The 20,427-nt window shown below is 64.1% G+C and carries 19 protein-coding genes and 1 pseudogene; 4 read left to right on the top strand and 16 right to left on the bottom strand.

Features of this window, described 5'->3' with window-relative positions; translation table 11 throughout:
* Window positions 1–2 precede the first annotated feature (2 nt).
* From IVB47_RS03070 to IVB47_RS03035, 8 genes are all read right to left on the bottom strand, one after another.
* Window positions 3–1,889 carry a feruloyl-CoA synthase gene (locus tag IVB47_RS03070; RefSeq protein WP_247406176.1) on the bottom strand — a complete coding sequence of 629 codons (1,887 nt, stop codon included), beginning with the start codon at window positions 1,887–1,889 and terminating at the stop codon, window positions 3–5.
* Entirely contained in the window at window positions 1,886–2,695 is an 810-nt protein-coding gene (locus tag IVB47_RS03065; RefSeq protein ID WP_247283469.1) for a crotonase/enoyl-CoA hydratase family protein, read from the bottom strand. The genes IVB47_RS03070 and IVB47_RS03065 overlap by 4 nt, the downstream gene beginning before the upstream one ends.
* A 182-nt stretch (window positions 2,696–2,877) precedes the next feature.
* Window positions 2,878–3,177, bottom strand: a complete 300-nt coding sequence (locus tag IVB47_RS03060; RefSeq protein ID WP_247459748.1) for an addiction module antidote protein — start codon at window positions 3,175–3,177, stop codon at window positions 2,878–2,880.
* A gap of 3 nt (window positions 3,178–3,180) precedes the next feature.
* The gene (locus IVB47_RS03055) at window positions 3,181–3,468 is read right to left on the bottom strand and encodes a type II toxin-antitoxin system RelE/ParE family toxin (protein ID WP_247459824.1); all 288 of its coding nucleotides are present in this window, start codon (window positions 3,466–3,468) and stop codon (window positions 3,181–3,183) included.
* Window positions 3,469–3,534: 66 nt separating this feature from the next.
* Window positions 3,535–3,996, bottom strand: a complete 462-nt coding sequence (locus IVB47_RS03050) for a DUF3237 domain-containing protein (protein WP_247459747.1) — start codon at window positions 3,994–3,996, stop codon at window positions 3,535–3,537.
* Window positions 3,997–4,007: 11 nt separating this feature from the next.
* Complete coding sequence (locus IVB47_RS03045; protein WP_247459745.1) at window positions 4,008–5,327, bottom strand: TRAP transporter permease; 1,320 nt, start codon at window positions 5,325–5,327, stop codon at window positions 4,008–4,010.
* Window positions 5,328–5,329: 2 nt separating this feature from the next.
* The gene (locus tag IVB47_RS03040) at window positions 5,330–5,839 is read right to left on the bottom strand and encodes a TRAP transporter small permease (RefSeq protein WP_247459742.1); all 510 of its coding nucleotides are present in this window, start codon (window positions 5,837–5,839) and stop codon (window positions 5,330–5,332) included.
* Window positions 5,840–5,965: 126 nt separating this feature from the next.
* Entirely contained in the window at window positions 5,966–6,982 is a 1,017-nt protein-coding gene (locus IVB47_RS03035; protein ID WP_247406185.1) for a TRAP transporter substrate-binding protein, read from the bottom strand.
* A gap of 214 nt (window positions 6,983–7,196) precedes the next feature.
* Between IVB47_RS03035 and pobA the strand changes: the two genes are divergently transcribed.
* Window positions 7,197–8,366, top strand: coding sequence for a 4-hydroxybenzoate 3-monooxygenase (pobA, locus tag IVB47_RS03030; protein ID WP_247459741.1), 1,170 nt, complete (start codon window positions 7,197–7,199; stop codon window positions 8,364–8,366).
* 236 nt (window positions 8,367–8,602) lie between these two features.
* A complete protein-coding gene (locus IVB47_RS03025; protein ID WP_007599679.1) occupies window positions 8,603–9,022 on the top strand; it encodes a PaaI family thioesterase in 420 nt (139 codons plus the stop codon).
* 5 nt (window positions 9,023–9,027) lie between these two features.
* On the opposite strand, the gene IVB47_RS03020 is transcribed toward IVB47_RS03025, so the two are convergent.
* Window positions 9,028–9,912, bottom strand: coding sequence for a LysR family transcriptional regulator (locus tag IVB47_RS03020; RefSeq protein WP_247406190.1), 885 nt, complete (start codon window positions 9,910–9,912; stop codon window positions 9,028–9,030).
* A 119-nt stretch (window positions 9,913–10,031) separates the two neighbouring features.
* Between IVB47_RS03020 and IVB47_RS03015 the strand changes: the two genes are divergently transcribed.
* Window positions 10,032–10,667, top strand: coding sequence for a pyridoxamine 5'-phosphate oxidase family protein (locus IVB47_RS03015; protein WP_247459738.1), 636 nt, complete (start codon window positions 10,032–10,034; stop codon window positions 10,665–10,667).
* A 131-nt stretch (window positions 10,668–10,798) separates the two neighbouring features.
* Here IVB47_RS03015 and IVB47_RS03010 read toward each other — a convergent pair whose 3' ends face one another.
* From IVB47_RS03010 to IVB47_RS03000, 3 genes are read right to left on the bottom strand one after another with little or no spacing between them, the layout of a single operon-like run.
* A complete protein-coding gene (locus IVB47_RS03010; RefSeq protein ID WP_027570159.1) occupies window positions 10,799–11,530 on the bottom strand; it encodes an ABC transporter ATP-binding protein in 732 nt (243 codons plus the stop codon).
* Complete coding sequence (locus IVB47_RS03005) at window positions 11,527–13,296, bottom strand: branched-chain amino acid ABC transporter ATP-binding protein/permease (protein WP_051462974.1); 1,770 nt, start codon at window positions 13,294–13,296, stop codon at window positions 11,527–11,529. Before IVB47_RS03005 ends, IVB47_RS03010 begins: the two co-directional genes overlap by 4 nt.
* Window positions 13,297–13,303: 7 nt before the next feature.
* Window positions 13,304–14,344, bottom strand: coding sequence for a branched-chain amino acid ABC transporter permease (locus tag IVB47_RS03000; RefSeq protein ID WP_247459736.1), 1,041 nt, complete (start codon window positions 14,342–14,344; stop codon window positions 13,304–13,306).
* 176 nt (window positions 14,345–14,520) lie between these two features.
* Between IVB47_RS03000 and IVB47_RS02995 the strand changes: the two genes are divergently transcribed.
* The gene (locus IVB47_RS02995) at window positions 14,521–15,042 is read left to right on the top strand and encodes a MarR family transcriptional regulator (protein ID WP_027570162.1); all 522 of its coding nucleotides are present in this window, start codon (window positions 14,521–14,523) and stop codon (window positions 15,040–15,042) included.
* A gap of 59 nt (window positions 15,043–15,101) precedes the next feature.
* Here IVB47_RS02995 and IVB47_RS02990 read toward each other — a convergent pair whose 3' ends face one another.
* From IVB47_RS02990 to IVB47_RS02975, 4 genes and pseudogenes are all read right to left on the bottom strand, one after another.
* Complete coding sequence (locus IVB47_RS02990) at window positions 15,102–16,397, bottom strand: EAL domain-containing protein (protein WP_247459822.1); 1,296 nt, start codon at window positions 16,395–16,397, stop codon at window positions 15,102–15,104.
* A 75-nt stretch (window positions 16,398–16,472) separates the two neighbouring features.
* A pseudogene (locus tag IVB47_RS02985) lies at window positions 16,473–17,198 on the bottom strand (PAS-domain containing protein); the annotation flags it as partial.
* A 222-nt stretch (window positions 17,199–17,420) separates the two neighbouring features.
* Window positions 17,421–18,704, bottom strand: coding sequence for a glycerate kinase (locus IVB47_RS02980; RefSeq protein ID WP_247459734.1), 1,284 nt, complete (start codon window positions 18,702–18,704; stop codon window positions 17,421–17,423).
* A gap of 193 nt (window positions 18,705–18,897) precedes the next feature.
* The gene (locus IVB47_RS02975) at window positions 18,898–20,127 is read right to left on the bottom strand and encodes an ABC transporter substrate-binding protein (protein WP_247432042.1); all 1,230 of its coding nucleotides are present in this window, start codon (window positions 20,125–20,127) and stop codon (window positions 18,898–18,900) included.
* Window positions 20,128–20,427 lie beyond the last annotated feature (300 nt).

Genomic DNA, 20,427 nt, shown 5'->3' with positions numbered 1-20,427 from the left:
TCTTAGCCGACCGATATCACACGGTCCGATGGATTGGCAGCGTAGAGCTCCTCGATCAGCAGGCTGCGATGCTCGAGCACCGCGCGCTGGTTGATCGAGCCCTTGTCGGTGACCTCGCCCTTGTCGATCGAGAGCGGCGTGTCCATGAGGATCGCGCGCGTGATCCGCGTCGAGGATCCCGTGGCCGCGCCGAGAAAGCGGGTCAGCCGTTCGCGAAATGCCTCGCGCACCAGCCGGTCGCGGGTCGCGACGACGAGATCGTCGGTCGGCAGCGTCGGGTTGATCAGCCGGCAGCCGTCGAGATCGAGCACGACGAGCGCGGAGACCTCGTCACGGTTGATGCCGGCGATGACGACGTCGCGCACCAGCGGTGCGCAGGCCGCAACGAAGCGCGCGCGCAACGGGCCGACACTGACCCAGGTGCCGCTGCCGAGCTTGAAATCCTCGCCGATGCGGCCGTCGAAATCGAAGCCGGCATTGAGATCATCGGGATCGACGGGCTTGAGTGCATCGCCGAGCTTGTAGAAGCCTTCTTCGTCGAACGAACTTGCGGTGATGTCGGGCTGGCGCCAGTAGCCGGGCATCACGTTCGGCCCCTTGCAACGAACTTCCATCTTGCCGTTGTTCGGCACCAGCTTGGCGTCGTTGCCGGATACGGGAAGCCCGACATGGCCGGAGCGGCTGGTGCGCGGGTTGACCGACATGAAGAACGGCGCGGTCTCGGTTGCACCGAGGCCGGTCAGCATCGGCACGCGGTAGCCTTTTTCCTTCACCGCGAGCTCGTCGAGGCTGTTCCAGACGAACGGCGACAGGGCCGCGCCCGAGAAGAACATTGCGTGCAGCCGGTCGAAGAATTTTGCGCGCAGGCCCTGGTCGTCGCGCAGATAAGGCAGCAGCGACTCGTAGCCCTTGGGGACGTTGAAATAGACCGTCGGCGATATCTCCTGGAGATTGCGCACGGTCTCCTCGATGCCTCCAGGCACCGGCTTGCCGGCGTCGAGATACATCGAGCCGCCATTGTAGAGCGTCAACCCGATATTGTGGTTGCCGCCAAAAGTGTGATTCCAGGGCAGCCAGTCGATGATGACGGGCGGCTCGTCCTTGAGGAAGGCGAGCGTCTCGCGCAGCATCACCTGGTTGGCGCAGATCATGCGCTGGGTGTTGACGACTGCCTTGGGGTTGCCAGTCGAGCCCGACGTCAGCAGGAATTTCGCGATGGTGTCGGGGCCGATCCTGCCGTGGACCTCGTCCAGATCGCCGCGGATCGGCGTTGCCATGAGGTCGGCGAGCAAGGTGACGTCGCGGCCCGGCACATGGCCGTAGGACGCGGCGATCTCGGTGCCGAGCGAGACGTTGGCTGCGAGGGCGTCGGCGAACTTGTCGGCGTCCTCGGCGAAGACGAGGCCGGGCGTCAGCAGCTTCATCAAGTAGGAGAGCTTGCCGTAATCCTTCGACACCAGCGAATAGGCCGGCGACACCGGGCAGAACGGAATGCCGGCATAGAACGCTCCGAACGCCAGCAATGCATGGTCGATCGAATTGCCGGAGAGGATGACGACCGGCCGCTCCGCCGACAACCCGCGCGCAATGAGTCCTGAGGCAATGTGCCGGCTCGCGGCGAGCAGCTCGGCGTAGCTGATCTTGCGCCAGCCGCGGCCGCCTTCGCGCTCGGCCATGAACACGCGATCGGGGGTCGCGCTCGCCCAGTGATGCAGGCGGTCGGTGATGCGAGCCGGATAGTCTCCGAGCGGCTGTTTGGGCCGCAGGTAAATCGTGCCGTCGTCGCGCCGCTCGATATTCACGACGGGATCGCCGAACGAAATGGGCCGCAGCGGGGAAGTGCTCGCGCCGCGCTCCATGCTGGAAGAGGACGACGGCTGCGCGCTCATGATTTCGGCTTCACCTTTGCGGTCTTGTGTTCGAGGAACTCGCGGATCCTGCGCTTGGCTTCCTTGTCGCTCTGCGCCACCGTCGCCATCAGCGATTCCATCAACAGGCCGGTCTGCGGATTGGCCTCCGCGATCATCGGTAGCGCCTGGAGCACGGCGAAGTTGGTCAGCGGCGCGTTGGAGGCGACCTTGGTCGCAAGCTCCATCGCCTTGCCGAGTCCGTTGCCGGCTTCCGTGACATATTGCGCAAAGCCGTAGGAGGTGCCTTCGGTCGCGGAATAAACGCGGCCGGTCAGCATCATGTCCATCATCCTGGCGACGCCGATCAGCCGCGGCAGGCGCACCGAACCGCCGCCACCGACGAAGATGCCGCGCTGCCCCTCCGGGAGCGCGAAATAGGTCGAGGGTTCGGCGACACGGATATGCGCCGCACATGCGAGCTCCAGCCCGCCGCCGATCACGGCCCCCCTGAGTGCCGCGATCACGGGCACGCGGCTGTACTGGATGCGGTCGAACACCCGGTGCCACATCTGGGAATGAAGAAGGCCGCCGGTGGCATCATGGTCGGTCAGTTCGGAGAGGTCGAGACCGCTGGAGAAATGGTCGCCGATGCCGTGGATGACGACCGCGCCGATATCCTCGGGCAGGGACGCAAAACACTCGCCGATTTCCAGGATGATGCCGTCGTTGAGCGCATTGCGCTTGGCCGGCCGATTCAGGCCGACCGTCAAAACCCGGTCCGCCCGCTCGATTCTCAAAAGCCCGGAGGCGCCCGCGTCAGCGGTCTCGGCGTTTCCCTGTGTCATTTGCGTCCTTGTCAGAATAGTTATGTTGTATAACGAATTCAGGGGGAGTCAATACGGCTGACAGCGCGGAAGCCGATGCAAAGTCCGGAAAAGGGACGACAGCCCGGGTGCAGCGCCCGTACCCGAATGCCCGATGCGCAAGATTGGGATCGATATTGCGGACGCCGATGCGATCCGGCGCGCTACGCCGCCTTCGTTCCACTTTGGGGTTGCGCCACAAGGTTGATACCCATGGCGTGGAGAACTTTAATCACAGTGCCGAATTCGGGTTTGGCCTCGCCGCCAAGCGAGCGATACAAGTTCTCACGGGATAGACCGGCCTTTTCGGCAATGGCGCCCATGCCCTGAGAACGGGCTACGGCACCGATTGCCATCGCTATTGCGGACGGATCGTCAGATTCAAAGGCTTCGGTGAGATAGGCCGCAATCATCTCGGGGCTGTCGAGGTACTCCGCAGCATCGAATGATTTCACTTTTGCCATTGCTCAGACCTCCAATTCGCTCGCGATCTTCTTTGCCAACGCTATGTCCCCCGGCTGAGAGCCTTTATCGCCACCGCAAAGAAGGACGATGATCTCCTCGCCTCGGGCAACGTAGTAGATCCGGTATCCGGCGCCCTCATGGACTCTCATTTCGCTGATGCCGCCTCCGACCGCAGCAACGTCTCCGGGATTGCCGAGCGCCAGCCGATCGATCCGGGCGAGGATTTTTGCCTTCGCTCTCCGGTCTCTAAGCCAGTCAGAGAATTCGTCGGTTCTCTTGATTGTCGGTATCTGTAGCGCATACGCTACAGATACCGACATGTCAATGGACTAGCCGGCCCTTGCGGCGCGACGCGTTCACATCACCTGATGCACGTCGATCACCACGCGATCCGCATGCCGCGCTGCTGAACCGACAAAAATGTGCTCCATCAGCCAGCGGTATTTCTCATGCCCGGTCTCGAACCTCGGCACGGTGCGGAAATAGATCTGCTTCGGGTCGACCGGCTCGCCGCGCTTGAGCTTTTGCAACAGCTCGACCGGGCCGAAGCGCATGCCCTTGTTCTCGACATAGACGATGGCGCCGTCGTCGGTTTCAAACGCATACTTCGCTTCGAGATCGATCAGCTCATTCGGGCGGATGGTCTGGAAGTCCGCGCCGAACGGCAGCACCTTGCCGGTGATCGCGCCCGTCACCTCGCCGCCGATGATCGGAACGATGCGGCGAATGCCGATGCCGGTCTCGCCGGCGGTGACGACGTCGCCGATGCGTGCGGTGACGGTGAAGACGTATCTGGTTTCCAGCGTCGGCGTGGTCATCGATTTACCCCTCAATGGGCCATCATCCGCGTCGGCAGCCACGTCGCCAGCAGCGGGAAGGCGATCAGGATCACCAGGCGCAGGAGGTCTGTTGCAACGAACGGGATCACGCCCCTGAAGATCGTGGAGAAGGAGACGTCCTTCACCACGCTTTTGATGACAAAGACGTTCATGCCCACCGGCGGATGGATCAGGCCGAGCTCGACCGTCATGACGATGATGACGCCGAACCAGATCGGGTCGAAACCGAGATGCATGATCACGGGGAAGATGATCGGCACGGTGAGGATGATCATCGCCATGGCGTCCATCAGGCAGCCGAGCACGAGATACATCACCATGATCAGCGCCAGCACGCCGTAGGGGCCGAGGCCTAGGCCGGTGAGGAATTCCGTCACCTTCTGGGGGGTCTGCGTCACCGTGAGGAAGTACCCGAAGATCAAGGCGCCGATCAGCACGGTGAACACGGCGGCCGCCGTTCGCGTCGCCTGCAGCAGCGAGGCCAGAATCTTCTCGCGGTCGAGCCGGCCGGTCGCCACGCCGATGATGAAGGCGCCGGCAGCGCCGACGCCGCCGGCTTCCGTCGGCGTGAAGCGCGGCAAATAGGGCAGGCCGTAGAGGCCGCCGATCACGAACACGAACAGCAGCACCGGCGCCCAGATGTCCTTCAGGCCGGCGAAGCGCTCGCGCCACGGCAGCACCTTGCCCTTGGGCAGAAAGTCCGGCCGGAAATAGCCGATCAGGAAGATCGTGATCATGTACATTGTCATCGCCAGGATGCCCGGAATGATGCCGGCGATGAAGAGCTTGCCGATGTCCTGCTCGGTGATGATGCCGTAGACGGCGAGCACGGTGGAGGGCGGCAGCATCGCGCCCAGCGTGCCGCCGGCCGCGATCACGCCGGTGGCAAACGATTGCGGATAGCCGAAACGGCGCATCTCGGGATAAGCGACCGCGGAGAAAGTCGCTGCGGTCGCGACAGAGGAGCCGCAGATCGCGGCAAAGCCGCCGCAGGCGCCGACGGTAGCGATGCCGAGTCCGCCGCGCAAATGGCCGACAAAGCCGTTGGCGGCGCGGAACAGCTCGCGGCTCATGCCGGAATTGCTGACGAAGGAGCCCATCAGCAAGAACATCGGAATGACGCCGAAGGTGTAGTCGGTCACGGTGCGCATCGAGGTCTGGCCAACCAGCTTCAGCGCCGGGGTGGCGCCGACGAGATAGGAGAAGCCGGAGACGCCGACGAGGCCCATGGCCATGCCGACCGGCACGCGCAGCAGCATCAGGGCGAACAGGGAAACGAAGCCGATTACGGCGACGGCATCGGTGCTCATGATTACTCCGTCGCCTTCAGCTTGGGGTCGTGCATTTCTTCGGGATGGAAGATCAACCGGTAGGTGCGGATCGCGATCAGCAGCACGGCCGAGATGTCGCCGATCCAGGCGATCGCGAAGAACGGCCAGGTCGGCATGTGCATGTCGAAGGTCTGGACGTTGTCGTTGTAGGTGCCGCGGACCTTGTCGAACAGCGTCCAGGTCTGCACCGTCACGACGAACAGCAGCACCAGCGTCGCGAACACGTCGATCCAGCGCTGGTAGCGCGGCCCGACATTGCCCCAGACCAAATCGACCGTGATGTGAGTGCCGCGATAGGAGGTCGCGGCGATGCCCCAGAAGATCAGGATGCCGAGCAGCATGCGGCCGATGTCGAAACTATCGGGGATCGCATAGTTCAGCGTGTTGCGCAGCAGCACCGACAGGAAGATGTCGAGCGCGACGATGCCGACGAAGGCCGCTGCGATCCATTCGATCGAATCGATAACGCGATCCATCCAGCTGCGCTTCATGTGAGCTTCCTAGGAGATGTGATCCTCAGGCCGGAGAGGGAGAGGACGCGCTCCTCGCGTCTCGGCCCGCTTGCAGAACAACGGCGGCGAGATGCATCCCGCCGCCGCATGTGTTTCGACAAAGAGCTACTCCGCCAGCGCGTTGTACTTCTTCAACGAGGCTTTCAGCTCGCTAAGCGCCGCGTCCGGATCGGCGCCGGCCTTCTTCGCGCCGTCGCTCCAGGTTTTCACCAGGGGCTCGGCGGCTTTCTTCCAGGCGGCGGTCTGCTCGGGCGTCAGCTTGTAGACCTCGTGACCGCTCTCCGCCTTGACCTTGTCGATCCCGGCATCCTCGAACTTGCCCCAGTGCTCGCCGACCACACCGGCCATCTCGACCGTGCAATTCTTGTCGATCGCGGCCTTCTGCTTGTCGGACATCGCATTGTACTTGTCCTTGTTCATGACGAACACGAAGGTCGTGGTGTAGAGCGGCGCCTCCATGTCGTACTTTGTCACCTTGTCGATGCCGAACAGCACGAGAGAGCCCCATGGGAAGGTGACGCCGTCGGCGACGCCGCGCTCGATGATGTCGCGCACTTCGGGCGCGGAGGACTGCACATTGGTGCCGCCGAGCGAGGTGACGAAGTTCGCCATGGTGGCGTGGGCGGGCCGGATCTTCAGGCCCTTCACGTCCTCCGGCATCACGATCTTCTTGGTCTTGGAATGGAACGAGGAGGGCGAGTGGACGAAGGCGAGGCAGTATTTGACGTCCTTCATCTCCTTCTCGGCGTATTTGCGGTACCAGGCGTCCAACCCCATCGAGCCGCCCTTGGCGTCCGAGATCAGGAACGGCAATTCGCCAGCGCCGATGATCGGGAAACGGCCCGGTTGGTAGCCGGGATTGACATAGGTGACGTCGGCGATGCCGTCGCGCGCCATGTCGTAATGGTCGAAGGCCTTGCCCATCTGCTGGGCCGGAAACACCTTGCCCTTGATGGTGCCGCCGGAATCCTTCTCGACCGCGGCTGCCCAGTCCTCGAGCGATTTCTGCAGCGGATGCGAGGCCGGCACCCAGTGCGAGATCTTCAAATCGAAGGTCTTGTCCTGCGCGAGCGCAGGGCTCACGCTTGCTGCCAGCAGCAACGCCAGACAGGCTTTCCTCATCACGTGTCTCTCCCTCTTTTGACGGCGGGCTTCGATGGCCCGGTCTCGTTAATTAACATGTTATCTAATTGGCCGGCGCGTTCAAGCCGGAACTGGCGCGGCGTGCCGCCGCGCACTCCCTTTTGCCCAACCGTTATATGATATAATTATCGTGCGCGGACGGCTGCGACAAGCGAGCCGCGCCGAAAGCCTACAGGATCGGGAGGAGCAAGTATTGCGGACAAAAGTCGCAATCATCGGGGCAGGGCCGGCGGGATTGTTGCTTGGGCAACTGCTGCACGGTTACGGCATCGACAATGTCATTCTGGAGCGGCAGAGCCCGGACTATGTGCTCGGCCGCATCCGTGCAGGTCTCCTGGAAGAGGGGACCGTCGCGCTGCTCGACCAGATCGGCGCCGGCGCGCGGGCGCATGCCGAAGGTCTGGTGCATGAAGGGATCGAACTCGCCTTTTCGGGGCGCCGGCACCGCATCGACCTGAAGGCTTCGACCGGCAAGACGGTCATGATCTACGGCCAGACCGAGGTCACGCTCGACCTGATGAATGCACGCGCGGCCGCCGGTCTCACCTCAGTCTACGAGGCCAGGGACGTGCAGCCGCATGATTTCGACGGCAGTCACCCGCGCGTAACCTACGTGAAGGATGGCGTCACCCACACGATCGATTGTGATTTCATCGCCGGCTGCGACGGCTTTCATGGCGTCAGCCGCGCCAGCGTTCCGGCTTCGGCGATCGAGGAGTTCGAGCGCATCTACCCGTTCGGCTGGCTCGGCATCCTCTCCGAGACGCCACCGGTCAGCCACGAGCTGATCTATTCCAACCACGCCCGCGGCTTTGCGCTGTGCACCATGCGTTCGACCAGACGCAGCCGCTACTATGTGCAGTGCGCGCTCGATGACCATGTCGACCAATGGCCGGACGACCGTTTCTGGGACGAGCTCAGGCGCCGGCTCGACCAGGACGCCGCCGACAGCCTGATCACGGGCCCCTCGATCGAGAAGAGCATTGCGCCGCTGCGCAGCTTCGTCGCCGAGCCGCTGCGCTTCGGCAGGATGTTCCTGTGCGGTGACGCCGCCCATATCGTGCCGCCGACCGGCGCCAAGGGGCTGAACCTGGCGGCCAGCGACGCGCATTATCTGTCGAGCGCATTTCGCGAGTTCTACGACGAAAAATCCAGCGCCGGCATTGATGCCTATTCGGCGAAGGCACTGGCGCGGGTCTGGAAGGCCGTGCGCTTCTCCTGGTGGATGACCTCGATGCTGCACAAATTCCCCGACACCGGCACCATCGGCGCGCGCATCCAGCTCGCCGAGCTCGACTACGTCACGCAGTCGCAGGCCGCGATGACGTCGCTGTCGGAGAATTACGTGGGGCTGCCGTTTTAGGACGGTCACTGTCATGCCCCCGCGAAGGCGGGCATCCAGTACGCCGCGGCCTCTCCGTATCACGTCGCCGTCTCTGGAATACTGGATCACCCGCTTTCGCGGGTGATGACAGTCCTGGTGAGGCGACGCCGCCGTCCATTTCAAACGCCCGCGCAAATGTCGTTTAAAACTTTGTAGGTGATGCAACCGTCACGTCCCTCGCGTTCAATGGCGGCAGCCACCAACGCGAGATGGACATGACCAGCACCGACATCCCCGCCGGCTTCGAGCCGCACTTTCGCAAAGCCCCGCTCACCGATCCCTGGGAGCCGCTTTACTCCAGGAAGACCGACAACGGCGTCACCGTGGGATTGCGGCTGGCAACACCGCACACCAACGCGCGCGGGCTGATCCATGGCGGCCTGATCGCGGCGCTGGCCGATGCCGCCATGGGCTACAGCTGCGCGCAGGCGACGGGCTGGACCACCTCGTTGGTCACGATCTCGCTGTCGGTCGACTATGTCGGCGCCGGCGAGATCGGCCAATGGCTGGCAGTCGAGGGTGAGGCGATCAAGACCGGCAGCACGATCTGCTTCGCGCAGTGCCTCGCGAAGGCCGACGGCGCCGTGATCGCGCGCGCCAGCGGCACCTTTCGCGTCGTGCCGAAGAAGGGGTGAGGGCGTCACCCAAATTTCCACTCCGCGGTCTCCACCACGAGATCGACGAAGGCGCGCACCTTGGCGGAGAGCAGGCGCGAGGTCGGGTAGACGATGTGGATTGGCAGCGCCGGCTGCTCGTAGTTCGCCAATACGATCTTGAGCCGCCCGCGCCGCAAGCCTTCGGCGGCCTGATAGGCCAGCACTCGGGTCACGCCGCCGCCGGCCTCGGCATATTGCAGGGCGGCGTCGGCGCTGTTGCTGGCGAACCGTGGATTCGGCGCCACCTCGATGTCGTGGCCGTTCTGTACGAAGCGCCAGTTCGCGGATGGACCGAACGCGATGGTCTGGTGCGTAAGCAGTACCTCCGGCGTCTTCGGCTCGCCATGGCGCTTGAGATAGCCTGGCGTCGCCACCACGATCCGCCGCATCTCGCCGACCTGGCGCGCGACGAGCGAGGAGTCGGCGAGATGGCCGATCCGCACCGCGACGTCGACGGCATCTTCCACGAGATTGACGAGGTTGTCCGACAGCCGCAATTCGCAGGCGACCTCGGGATAGCGCTTGAGGTAGGCGATCATGACAGGGCCGACATGGAGCCGGCCGAAGCCGACCGGCGCCGCCACTACCAGCCGCCCGCTCGGCCGGCTGCGCTCCTCCCGTGCCGAGCCGTCGGCCTCCTCGACATCGGCGAGGATGCGACGCGCGCGCTCGAGATAGCGCGTGCCGACGTCGGTCAGGGTCACCTGACGGGTGGTCCGCTGCAACAGCCGCGCCCCGAGATGCTCCTCCAGAGCCGCGATCAGCCGCGTCACCGCCGAGGGGGACAGCCGCAGCTTTCGTGCCGCTGGCGCGAAGCCGCGCAAATCGGCGACGGTGACGAAAACATGCATGGCTTCAAGGCGGTCCATGGCATTATTGCATATAACGCAATGATGAAGTGTCAAGCCGGCTGATTGTTTTAGCCTGCGAAAAGTCCACTTTAGCTGGCGAAGACGCAAGGACGCGCCGGGATTTCGGGAGATGGTCGATGACGGCAACTCACACCTACGCCAGCGACGTGGCATTCACGCCGGCGGTGAAGTCGATCCAGACCCGAAAGGGATCACGCGAAGGCTATGCGCATGCCGAGCAGCGCGGCTGGCGCACCGAGGTCGATGAGAACCTCGCGGCGTTCCTGGCCGACGCCAACAGCTTTTATCTCGCCACGGCCTCTGCCGACGGCCAGCCCTACATTCAGCATCGCGGCGGCCCGAAGGGGTTTTTGAAGGTGCTGGACAAGCAGACGCTCGCGTTCGCGGACTACGCCGGCAATCGGCAATACATCACGCAGGGAAACCTGTCTGAAAATCCCAAGGCCTACATCTTCGTGATGGACTACGCCCATCGCCGTCGAGTGAAGATCTGGGGCGAGGCCCGCGTGGTCGAGGACGACGAGGCGCTGACGACATCGCTGATGCCGAAAGGCTATCGGGCGCGCCCGGAGCAGGTGATCCTGTTCAAGATCGAAGCGTGGGATACGAACTGCCCGCAGCACATCCCGCAGAAGTTCGACGCTGGCGATGTGGCAGCGGCGCTGGCGGCGAGGGATACGAAGATAGCGGAGCTGGACGCGGAGGTCGCGGCGCTGAAGGGGGAGGCGAACTCACCATCCAATGAAAGCTAGAGCGACTTGCGCGGGATGAGGGGTCCCTCTCCGCGTATGAAGCGGTTTCCGTTTGGATGGATACCCCTCATCCGGCGCTTCGCGCCACCTTCTCCCGCAAGGGGAGAAGGGAAGAGGAGTTGACGGCGCACTTACAACACACTCGCGCCTTCGTGCTGGAAGCCGAGATAGCTGGCGGCGACGCGTTCATTCGCCGCGATGTCGCTGGCCTTGCCGCTGAGCACGAACTCGCCGAGCTCCATGACGTAGGCTTGATCCGCGATCTTGAGCGCGGCCTGCGCGTTCTGCTCGACCAGCAGCACGGAGACGCCGGCGGCACGCAACTCGGTGACGATGCGGAAAATGTCGGCGACGATGATCGGGGCGAGGCCGAGGCTCGGCTCGTCCAGCATCAGGAGCTTGGGCTCGCCCATCAGCGCGCGGCCCATTGCGAGCATCTGCTGCTCGCCGCCGGAGAGCGTGCCGGCGAGCTGCTTGCGCCGCTCCTTGAGCCGCGGAAACAGCGTGTAGACCCGCTCCATCGAGGCTTTCGCCTTGCTTCTCTCGATGCGGAAGGCTCCTAACTCGAGATTGTCCTCGACATTCATGGTCACGAACAATTCGCGGTGCTCGGGAACGAGGCCCAGCCCCATGGCGACGCGGTCCTCGATGTCGAGCCGCGACAAATCCTGACCTGCGAATGAAACGCGCCCCTTCAGCGGCAAGATGCCGATGATGGCGGACAGCAGCGTGGTCTTGCCGGCGCCGTTGGCGCCGACGATGGTGACGATCTGGTTCTGGCCGACTTCGAGCGAGACCGAACGCACGGCCTCGACCTTGCCATAGGCGACATGGGCGTCGGCGACGGACAACAGCGCGCTCATGCCGCCACTCCGAGATAGGCCTTGATCACTTCGGGATTGGTCTTGATCGTGGCCGGCGTTCCTTCCGCGATCTTGGTGCCGAAATCGAGCACCACGATGCGGTCGGCAAGGTTCATGACGAAGCCCATGTCGTGCTCGACCAGCAAGACGCTCATGCCGCCGTCGCGTAGCTCCCGCAGCAGCGTCGCGAGCTGCTGCTTCTCCATGTGGCGCAGGCCGGCGGCCGGCTCGTCGAGCAGCAGCAGCATCGGATCGACGCACAACGCACGGGCGATCTCGACGATCCGTTGCTGTCCCAGCGAGAGCGAGCCTGCGAGCTGATGCATCTGCTCGCCCAGTCCGACCCGCTCGATCTGGCGGGCGGCCTCGGCGAGCAGCTTTGCCTCATCAGTGCGGTCGAGCCGCAGCATCGAGGAGATCGGCCCCGAATGGCCGCGCAGATGCGCGCCGATTGCGACGTTTTCCAGCACGGTCATGTCAGGCACCAGCTTGACGTGCTGGAAGGTGCGGGAGATGCCGAGCTTGACGATCTCCTGCGGCGGAGCCCTGTCCACCTTGTTGCCGAGCACGGAGATCGAGCCCGAGCTGGCCGACAGCACGCCGGTGATCAGGTTGAAGGTGGTGCTCTTGCCTGCGCCGTTGGGGCCGATCAGCGCGACGATCTCGCGGGCCTGAACGTCGAAGGAGACGTTGTTCACCGCGACCACGCCGCCGAATTGCTTCCGCGCCTTTTCGACCTGGAGCAGGACGCTGGATTGGCCGGGCGAGCGGGTGCGCTGCTCCAGTTTCAGCGAAGTGTCCGGCTTCTTGCCACTGGTACGCTGGGGCAGGAACGACATCAGCCAGGGCCAGACGCCGCCGGGTGCGAGCTGGAGCAGCGCCACCAGCATGATGCCGAACACGATGGTCTCGACCTGGCCGGAGCCGGGCAGGATCAGCGGCAGGTAGCTCTGCAGCACTTCCTTCAGGACCACGACGAGCGCCGCACCGAGGACGCCGCCCCAGACATAGCCGGCGCCGCCGACCACGGCGATGAAGAGATATTCGATGCCCGCCTGCGCGCCGAACGGCGTCGGATTCACCGCGCGTTGAAGATGGGCGTAGAGCCAGCCGGAGAGGCCGGCGAGCACGGCGGCATGGATGAACACCAGCATTTTCGCCCGCGGCGTGTGCACGCCGAACGCCTCGGCCGCGACATGGCCGCGCCGGAGCGCGCGGATGGCGCGGCCGGTACGGGAGTCCAGCAGGTTCATCGTGAGCAGCGCCGAGAGGATTACGGCAACCCAGATCGCGTAGTAGATCGAACCGGGCGAGAGCATTTTGAACGAGCCGATCGACAGCGGTGGGATCGCCGAGATGCCGTCGTTTCTTCCCAAAAACTCCAGCTTGCTGAAGAGATAGAACAAGCCGAGTCCCCAGGCCAACGTGCCGAGCGGCAGATAATGGCCGGACAGACGGACCGTGACGAGGCCGAGCAGCACCGCCAACAATCCGCTGACCACCAGCGACAGCGGCAGCGTCAGCCAGGGCGACATGCCGTAGGTCGTCGACAGCACCGCGGTGGTGTAGGCGCCGAAGCCGACGAAGGCCGCTTGTCCAAACGAGGTCAGGCCGCCGACGCCGGTCAGCAGCACGAGGCCCATCGCGACCAGGGCGGTGAGGCCGACATTGTCCAGCAGCACGATCCAGAACGGGGGCATGCCAGGAACGAACGGGATCGCCGCCATGATCAGCGCGAAGATGAGGATGGGGAGCCGGCTCTGCATCTTGGCGTCAGTCCTTCTCTTCCTCGACCGCAGGCGCCGCGAGCGAGCGCAGCAGCAGCACGGGAATCAAGAGCATGAAAACGATCACCTCCTTGTAGTTGGAGGCATAGAAGGACGAGAACGCCTCGACGATGCCGACGACCAGCGCCGCGACCGCGGTGAGGGGATAGCTGACAAGCCCGCCGATGATGGCGGCGACAAAGCCCTTCAGGCCGATCAGGAAGCCCGAGTCGTAATAGAGCGTCGTGATCGGCACGATCATGATGCCCGACAGTGCGCCGATGACGGACGCCAGCAGGAAGGCGATCTGCCCGGACAGCGTGGTGCGGATGCCGACGAGCCGGGCACCGAGCCGGTTCACGGCGGTCGCGCGCAGCGCCTTGCCGTAAAGTGTCAGCCCGAAGAACAGCCACAGCCCGACGATGAAGGCGATAGTGATGCCGTAGACCGTGATGCTCTGGCCCGTGAAGCGCAGCGCGCCGGTGGTGAAAGATCCGGACAGCACGGCAGGTCCGCGCTGGCCTTCGGCGCCGAAGAACAAAAGGCCCAAACCCTGAAGCGCGAGGTGGACGCCCACCGAGGCGATCAGCAGCACCAGCACCGAGGTGTGCGCCAGCGGCTGGAATGCGATGCGGTAGAGAAACAGGCCGATCATCGCCACGATCACCAGCGACAGCGCGATGCAGACCGCAACCGGCGGCTTCTGGGCGGCGTAGTAGACGGTCAGCGCCAGCACGATGGCCGGCAGCACGATGTTGGTGAGGATGCTGCGCAGCACCAGGCGTCCGTGCAGCGCCTTGCGCGCGGCGAACAGGTCGAACGCGAAGGCGCCAATGCCAAGGGCGAGCGCGAGTTTGGCCGTGCCCGGCATCTGGCCCGCGGCCAGCGAGGCGTAGGTCAGCGCGCCATAGGTGACGAATTCGCCTTGGGGAATGAGGATGACGCGGGTGACGGCGAAGACCAGCACCAGCGCCAGGCCGAGCAGCGCATAGATCGCGCCATTGGTGATGCCGTCCTGCAGCAGGAACAGCATGATGGTGGTATTCAAGACCGGACGCTCCCCCTCAAAGATTCAGGACCGGTCCCCTGATTGTGGTGGACGGTCCGCTCACAGCCATTGAACAGCGCTGACGATATTTGATATGGTCCATAACAATTATCAAATATAACATCAAGGGTGGCGAACGATCCTCCCGAACTTAACGGGATTGCGAGCATGAGGCGATGACCGTTTCCAAAAGCGCTGAAAAGTCCTCTGAAAAACCCGCCGAGACCGCTAAGGGCCGCAAGGACGCGGCCGACGGGCCTGGCGAAGCCCTCCAGCTCGGCGAGCTCTCGGAGCAGCTCGGCTATGTCCTGAAGCGGGCACAGCTCAAGGTGTTCGAGAACTTCCTGCGCTGCATGGCCTCGCTCCAGCTCACGCCGGCGCAGTTTTCCGTGCTGTTGCTGGTCGAGAAAAACCCCGGCCGTAACCAGACCGAGATCGCCTCCACCCTCGGCATCCTGCGTCCGAATTTCGTGGCCATGCTCGACAATCTCGAGAGCCGCGACCTTTGCGCGCGGATCCGCTCCACCAACGACCGCCGCTCGCACATCCTGGTGCTGACCGACAAGGGCAAGGCCGTGCTGGCCCGCGCCAAGAAGCTCGTCGCCACCAAGCACGAGGCCCGGCTGAACGAGCTGCTCGGGCCGTCCAACCGCGAAGCCCTGCTCGGGATGCTCTCGAAGATCGCCAACGAGTTTTGACGGTTGATTGCCCCGGCGACCGGGCATCAAACCCGGAATCGCGGGCGGACTGGCGGCGGTTATGCCGCAGCGAACCGGTCGGGCATGGCAGGTGCTTCCGCGGACAGGAAACGGCGCTCGATTTCCCCGGCGGGCAAGGGCGGGCTGAACAGATAGCCCTGCATTTCCGTGCAGCCTTCCGCTGCGATCCGGTCCCGTTGCTCCTCGGTCTCCACGCCCTCCGCCGTCGTCGTCATGCCCATCCCGCGCGCCAGTGCCGCCACCGCCCGCACGATGCTGAGGGAGGCCGCATTGTTTTCCACGCCGCTGACGAAGGACCGGTCGATCTTGATCTTGTCGAAGGGGAAGCATTGCAGATAGGTCAGTGACGAATAGCCGGTGCCGAAATCGTCCATGGCGACCTTGATGCCCAGCGCCCGGAGCTGGTGCAGCGTCGTCAGCGTCCCATGCCTGTCCTGCAGCAGAACGCTTTCCGTGATTTCGATTTCCAGCCGCCGCGGATCGAGGCCGGAGGCCGCGAGCGCGCCGACGATCACCTCTGTTAGGCCCGGTTGGCGGAATTGCACCGCCGAGATGTTGACGGCGACGTGCAGATGGTCCGGCCATCGGCTTGCAGTGGCACAGGCCTGCCGGATCACCCATTCGCCGATCGGCACGATCAGGCCGATCTCTTCCGCAAGCGGGATAAAGCTGTTCGGCGCGACCAGTCCGCGCCCCGGATGTCGCCAACGGATCAAGGCTTCGAAGCCGCTGATCTCGCCGCCGTCGGTCTTCACGACCGGCTGGTAGTGCAGTTCGAACTCGCCGGCGGCAAGGCCGTTGTGCAGGTCCTGCTCCAGTGCACGACGGCTTTGCGCCTCTTCGCCCATGGCCGGCTCGAAGAAGCAGTGCATGCCGCGGCCGTCGCTTTTCGCGCGATACAGGGCCAGATCGGCATTGTGCAGGAGTTGCTCGGGCGTCGAGCCGTCACCGGGCGCAATGGCGATCCCGATGCTCGCGCCCACAATAGCCTGATGTCCGTCGAGCCCGAACGGAGCACTCAGGGTGCTGACAACATCACGCGCCAGCGTGTCCGCTTCGCTCGAATCGGAAATCGGCGACTGGAGGATGACGAATTCATCGCCGCCCATGCGCGCGATCGTATCGCTGTCGCGCGCGAGCTGCTTGAGGCGGCGGCTGACATCCTGCAGCAGGATGTCGCCGGCCTGGTGGCCCAGGGTGTCGTTAACGGCCTTGAACTTGTCGAGATCGATGTGGTGGATCGCGAACATCCCGCCCTGTTCGAGCGCCTGCTTGAGGCGCTGACCGAGCAGGGCGCGATTGGCGAGGTCCGTCAGCGCGTCGTGGTGCGCCATATGCGCGATCTGCAATTCCGCCTTGCGCTGCTCGGTGATATCTTCGTGCGTCGCGACCCATCCGAGATCGGGCATCGGTCGGTGCCTGATCTTGAAGGTTCGCCCGTTCCGCATCTCGACGATGCTGTCCATGGCCTCGGCCGACGTGGCGACATCGGTCCGCCATGTGGCGTATTCCTCCCGCGTCATTGCCGGCACGCTGCCGGCTTCGAAGCGCAGGTCGAGGATCTCCTGGAGCGGCGTGCCCGGACGAACGCGGTCGGGCGGCAGGCCGTACATTTCGATATAGTGCGTGTTGCAGACGAGCAGCCGATGGTCGGCGCTGAAGAAGCAAAGTCCCTGCGACATGTTGTTGATCGCAATGTCGAACTGAAAATTGCGCTCCTGCAGCCGCGCACTGAGCTCTTCGCGCTCGGTAATGTCCTCGTGCGTCGCCATGCCGCCGCCGTCGGGCAGGGGATGGATGGTGTAGGCGATGATTCTTCCGTCGGCGAACTGCTGGACCGTCTGCTCGCTGACGACCGAGCCCTCCGTGCGGGCGCGGACATAGGCGCCGGCTTCTCCGCCGATGTTCAGGCCCAGTTTGAGCCGATGCTGGATCAGGTCCTTGATCGGCGTTCCCGGGCGCACCTGCTCGGGCGAGAGCGCGTACATCTCGCGGTAGCGCGGATTGCAGAAAATGACCCTGCGGTCGCTGCCAAAAAGGATGATCCCAAGCCACAGATTATTGGCGGCGCACTTGAGCAGCTCGCCGAGCACGAGCGGATCAATGCTTGCGACCTCCTGATCACTTTGCGCCATGTGCGTTGCCCCCGGGACGACGCGATTAGAGCAGGCGGTGGTGAATCAGCCCAACAATACGCCCAGTTTCGGGACATGTTCCTGAAACTGCGGCGAATGCGAGGTTAAAGGCGGCGATGCCCGCCCCCTGGAAAAGAGGACGCCGACGAGAATTCAGAGATCGTTAACCAGGCCGTCCCGCCGAACCGCGCGCGGCGCCGGCGGGATGGCGATGCCGCCGTGTCAGTCGACCAGGATCACCCTGATGTCGTTCACATTGGTCAGCGTGGGACCCGGCAGCAGCAGGTCGCCCGTCGCCTCGAAGAACGTCGTCGCATCGTTGTTGTCGAGATAGGCCTGCGGCTGCAGCCCCTGCGCCGTCATCTTCGCGAATGTCGCCGCGTCGATCAGCGCGCCGGCGGGGTCGGTGGGATGGCCGGCACCGCCATCGGCGCCGTCGGTGTCGCCGGCGAGCGCGGAGATGTCAGGCGTGTCCTTCAAGAGGGCGGCGAGCGCCAGCGCGTATTCCTGGTTCGGGCCGCCGCGGCCATTGCCCCGCACGGTGACCGTGAGCTCGCCGCCGGAGAGGATCGCGACGCGCTTGCCCTGCGCGCGGGCCTGAAGCGCCAGCCTGGCGTGATCGGCGGCAACGTCGCGGGCCTCGCCCTCAAGGTCGGCACCGAGATCGATCGTCTCGTAACCGGCCTCATGCGCGAGCCTCACCGCAGCGTCGAGCGATTGCTTCGGACGTGCGATCAATTCGAAATGCGCGCGCGCGAACGCGGCGTCTCCCGGCTTGCAGCTTTCGTTCGCGGGGTCGTCCAGCGCGCGGCGAACGGCATCGTCGATGTCGAGCTTGTACCGGGCGACGATGGCGCGCGCATCATTGAGCGTGGTCGGATCGGGCACGGTCGGACCCGAGGCGATCGCGGAGGGATCGTCATGCGGCACGTCGGAGATCGCAAGCGTCACGATCTCGGCGGCATTTTTGCCCGCGCGCGCCAGCCGGCCGCCCTTGATCCGCGACAGATGCTTGCGCACGACATTCATCTCGCCGATCGGCGCGCCGGAGCGGAGCAGCGCCTTGTTGACCGCCTGCTTCTGCGCGAAGCTGATGCCGTTGACGGGCGCGATCCAGTTCGCCGAGCCGCCGCCGGTGAGCAGCACCAGAAGCAAATCGTCCGGCCCGGCCTCGGCTGCGAGCGCAAGCGTATCGGCCGCGCCCTTCAGGCCGGCTTCGTCAGGCACAGGATGACCGGCCTCGACCACGCGGATGTGGCGCGTCGGCACGCCGTAGCCGTGACGCGTGGTGGCGATGCCGACCAGGCGCTCCGGTGCGAGCCCGAGCGTGTCGAGATAATGCCGCTCGGCGGCGGCGGCCATCGCGGCCGCGCCCTTGCCGGCGGCGAGACAGATCACGCGTCCACTCGGAACGGGCCGCAAATGCGGCGCCAGCACCGTGTTGGGATGAGCGGCGGCAACGGCGGCGTCGTAGAGCGCGCGGAGCAGGGGGCGTCGGTCGGTCATGACGAAGGGCCTTGAGCGGGCAGGAAAGACGGGCGGCAAACGCGCCGCTCACCTGCCTACCGCATCATGCGCCAAAGCGTAAGCCGGCTTTGCCATCATTCGATTGTGCAATCGCGTGATCATAATCGACGCGCAAGCAAAAACCCCCTGCGATGGTTCGCAGGGGGTTTTCATCGTCGTGGGTATCAGGCGGTTAGCCGCCGACGTCGGCGCTGATCACGTCGCCGAACAGTTCCCACTTCTCGCCCTTGAACTTCTCGAGCTGGAGCTGGCTGATCGGCGCGAAATCGGTCGGCGAGGTGTTGATCTGCACGCCCGGCAGCAGCACTTCGGTGCGGAAGTCCTTCAGGCTGGCGGCCTGTTTCATGACGTTCGCGCGGGTGAGATCGTCGCCGCACTGCTTCAGGATCTGGACCAGGGTCTGCGCCACGCCGTAGCCGACGATGGTGCCGTGATCGAGCTTGTCGCCGTCAGGAAAGTACTTGTTCATGAACGCGACGAAGTCCTTCATGCCGGGGTCGCTGTTCCACGTCGAATCCGAAATGTCCTTCAGATAGTCGGCGGAGATGATGTCCTGCGAGTTCTCGAACCCGGCGGGCTTGAGCACGCTGCCGACGGAGGCCGAGACGTTGTTGAGGAAGTGCAGCGGCTTCCAGCCGATCTCGGCCACCTTCTTGATCGCCTGCGCCGCGAATTTCGGCGTCGTGATGTTCATGAAGACGTCGGCGCCGGTCGACTTCAGCTTGACGATGTGGTTGTCGATGGTCGGCTCGGAGGTCTCGTAGCTCTCCTCCATGACGATCATCGACGCGGCCTTGGCGCCGAGGCCGTCCTTCAGACCTTTGAGATAATCCTTGCCGTAATCGTCGTTCTGGAACAGCACGGCGATCTTGGCGTCCGGTTTGTTCTTGAGCAGCCATTTCGCGTAGATCTGCGTTTCGCTCTGGTAGTTGGGCTGCCACCCCATCGTCCAGGGGAAGTTCTGCGGATCGTTCCACTTGGTGGCGCCGGTGGCCACCAGGAGCTGCGGCACCTTCTTCGAGTTCATGTATTTGTGGATCGCCGAGTTCGGCGGCGTGCCGAGCGAGTTGAAGATGAACAGCACCTCGTCGCTCTCGACCAGCTTGCGCGCCTGCTCCACCGTCTTCGGCGGCGAATAGGCGTCGTCGTAGCTGATGAAGTTAATCTTGCGGCCGTTGATGCCGCCTTCGTCGTTGATCTTCTTGAAATAGGCGGCTTCCGTCCGCCCGATGATGCCGTAGGCGGAGGCCGGTCCGCTGTAGGGCATGATGTTGCCGACCTTGATCTCGGTATCGGTCGCGCCGGTATCGTATTTCTTCTGGGCCGATGCAGTGGAGGCCGAGGCCGCAATGAGCGCGAGCGCCAGTGACGCGGCCGCAAGTTTGCCGGTGACAGCGGGCATTCCTATCTCCCTATTTTCTTGGTGTGTGTGCGTCCCTTTTCTTGTGTTGCCTGTTCTTGGTGACGCAGCCGCAATTCAATACGATTTACCTGATGCCTACAACAGAAAGCCCCTGCGGCGGGGTCGCAGGGGCTGCTTCTTTAGTAGTCAGGGGCGCCCGCGCACGCGTGTGCGACTGCGAGAAGGTGCATCCGTCTGAGTTGACGAACCGATCAGGAGCGAGTTTGAGTTGCGCGGCTTCAGTGGCCGAGCTCGCTCGAGATGACGTCCCCGAACAGCTCCCATTTCCGGCCCTTGAAC

It is taken from the genome of Bradyrhizobium sp. 62 (assembly GCF_023073035.1).
Taxonomy (GTDB): domain Bacteria; phylum Pseudomonadota; class Alphaproteobacteria; order Rhizobiales; family Xanthobacteraceae; genus Bradyrhizobium.
This window is presented reverse-complemented; position numbering and strand designations above follow the sequence as displayed.